The sequence below is a fragment of the Methanobrevibacter sp. UBA417 genome, from assembly GCF_002508845.1.
Classification (GTDB): Archaea; Methanobacteriota; Methanobacteria; order Methanobacteriales; family Methanobacteriaceae; genus Methanobrevibacter_A; species Methanobrevibacter_A acididurans.
On sequence record NZ_DAZC01000029.1, the window covers coordinates 52,969 to 53,253 of the forward strand.

At 30.2% G+C, this 285-nt stretch carries 1 protein-coding gene; it reads left to right on the forward strand.

The genetic code is table 11. The annotated features are described in order from the left end of the window. On the forward strand, window positions 1–285 hold a 285-nt coding region (locus tag BP769_RS06400; protein ID WP_413862310.1), incomplete at both ends, for an FmdE family protein.

The following is a 285-nucleotide window of genomic DNA, read 5'->3' on the forward strand; positions in this document are numbered from 1 at the left end:
GATGGTAATTGGTTTAACATTCAAAGTTTAACTAATGCATGGGCTGGAGATTTAGCATTTGACCAATTAGTAACATTCCTTTTCCATGGACATGCTTGTCCTGGAGTTCAACCAGGATTTTTCATGACTGATTATATTCAAAGTAATTATCCATTAAATGAAAATGAATCATACTTTTACATTGCATCTAGTATATATTGTAAAGATGATAGTTTAGAATATTTACTTGGTATATCTCCAGGTTTAGGAAATTATATGGATCAAAGATTAACTAGTGATGATGTA